Genomic DNA, 2,208 nt, shown 5'->3' with positions numbered 1-2,208 from the left:
CCGAGTCTGCCCAGGTGGCATGACTCAAACAAAAGGGTCTCCGAGAAACCCGGGGCGGTTCATATGCTGTGCCGATGCGGCTTTTGTCCGGGCACGCCCAGAACAGATGAATGCGCTTTATGACCATGATTCTATTCAGTCCCATAAGACTCAATCCTATCTTTGGGTGCTGGGAGCCTATGAGATTCTACGCACCCTCGCCCAACGCGTAAGGGAGGGGCAAAGTGATGACCCGCAGGATGTAGCCGAGCGACTGAAGGAAGCAAGAGATCGGTTTGCCCGGGTACGTGTGCCGTTGGCCAAATTTGAAGCGGCAGGAAAGCATCGAGCAACCGATTACCACGTCGCTTATCCTGGCCTTGATTTCAAATATGGTATTGCCTGGCAGCTAAACGAGAGCGAAGTTATTTCTAGGCAAGAACTCTCTGATGTGTTTTTAGAAGCGCTTGAGTTCGTCCGTGCGGCGAAGCTGGGCAGACAAGCACAACCTTGATCAGATTTTAGATCCAGCCAAGAGATGCCCCGAGCTTTCGGGACATCGGCAAAACTCCTTGCCGATCTTCCTGTGGGGCTTAGTGACCGGAATCGGGGGCAGTCTTGCCCGGTGCCAGGCACTACCCAGTAAGGGTGCAGATAGATCGGCTTGGGTATCAGCCGATCTATCTGCAGGAGCGAAGTGGAAAAATCCCACTTTGAGATGGCGGAAAAAATTCCGGCATCTGCACTGTTGCCGGGCCTGTGTTCAGGCTTTTACGGGGAGGTCGTAAAAGTGATCCTGGCTCACTTTGAGATGTGAGCAAAAACGCGTGCATCTGGATTTGAAATCCAGAAGTAGGGCCGAACCCCCAATGGGGAATGGATCAGATCTGAGCCAGGGCATCAGCTTCTGGGTTTTCCTCAAACTGAGGGAATTCCCCACCATTGGTGTAGAACAGGCCGAACGAATCGTTCACCCCATCGGGGGAATACCTGCCCTACCGAAACGGGAGGCCAGCGTTTGGGCGTGTTTGAGGTTTGCTCAAAGCTGAGCACATCTGAAAGCCGTAATTCCGGCTTTGACGAAAGAGGCGATCCGGTCTCAATGTGATGGGTTGGTCTCATCCCCAATATTCTCGGTGCTGATCGGTTGGTGAAAACGCTACAGGGTGCAGTAATCTACACAGCTGATATCGGATCAACCAAAGACTTGAAAAATCAACAGAGGTGTGGCTATTTGGCACTATTCATCAAGGATAGATAGCTCATGACCGCCAAAAGANAGAAGGGAAACCGGGATGTCTTAAAGGCCAGCCGCCGCGTTGCGCCAGACGAATACGAAGATGACATGATTGGTAATCTGTTTTGCCCAGGTTGCTTCACAAATGTCGAGCGTACGCCTCGGAAAAAAGATGTATTCACTAACCAGCGCGACCCGTTCTATCGCCACCTGAAGAGGTGGCAGCACATTGGTTGCGTGTTGAGGGCAAAGAAGCCGGTAGGCAAGCGATACGACACCTCGGAAGAGGCTCGACGAGCTATTGAGCATGAGCACTTGGCCGTAGTGAAAGAATTTCTACAGGACAAACCAGAAGTAGATCTCACACCAGGCACCGAATATGACGAGACCCCTGTTGAAGACATTGTCGGGCCTTTATCAGAAGTCCCAATTGGGAGACATCAGGGTGAATCATTCGAGTTGCCGAGTACTATCACCACTGTCGCAGGCATATGCCGAAATTTTGAAAAGAACAAAGACAAATATTTTGTCCTACCGGGGGGAGTCCACGCGGTGAAGCTGGCTGAATTGCTTACGGATGTGGCCGATCTAGACAAGGGTATCCTAGACAAAGAGCAAGTAAAAAAGCTCTATTTCGGCAAGATAGCCAGTAGTTGGAATGCAGGCAGTCAACGCTACAACATCCGGATGACACGGTTGAGATGCTCGAAAGTGGCCGGCGATTTTACCGTCAAAATGACCGATGGGTTCTGTAGAGACAAAAGCATCACCGAGGACGCGGTGGGAAGGATTGTCATGTTTTATGGCGCGATCACCAAGAACGGAAGCGGCCTTGCGGTTGAGGATCTGGCGTGGGGTGAAATAGCGCTGGTGCCCAAGAAATATAATGAGCTTTTGATCGCTGGCTAGGTTTTGTACGAAAAGTCGGCTGGGGTAGAATTGCCGCCATGATTGGCTGGAGGCCCGCATGGCAAAGCGTTACGAACTCTCCG

General features: G+C 51.6%; 1 protein-coding gene. It reads left to right on the top strand.

Annotated elements, in window-relative coordinates; all coding sequences use genetic code 11:
* Positions 1 to 493: hypothetical protein (locus tag AO277_RS12745; RefSeq protein WP_218962513.1), on the top strand; the 493-nt coding region annotated here is incomplete at its 5' end.
* Between the last annotated feature and the right edge of the window lie 1,715 nt (positions 494 to 2,208).

Origin of the sequence: Pseudomonas amygdali (assembly GCF_002699855.1) — a bacterium.
Lineage (GTDB): Bacteria > Pseudomonadota > Gammaproteobacteria > Pseudomonadales > Pseudomonadaceae > Aquipseudomonas > Aquipseudomonas amygdali.
This window is presented reverse-complemented; position numbering and strand designations above follow the sequence as displayed.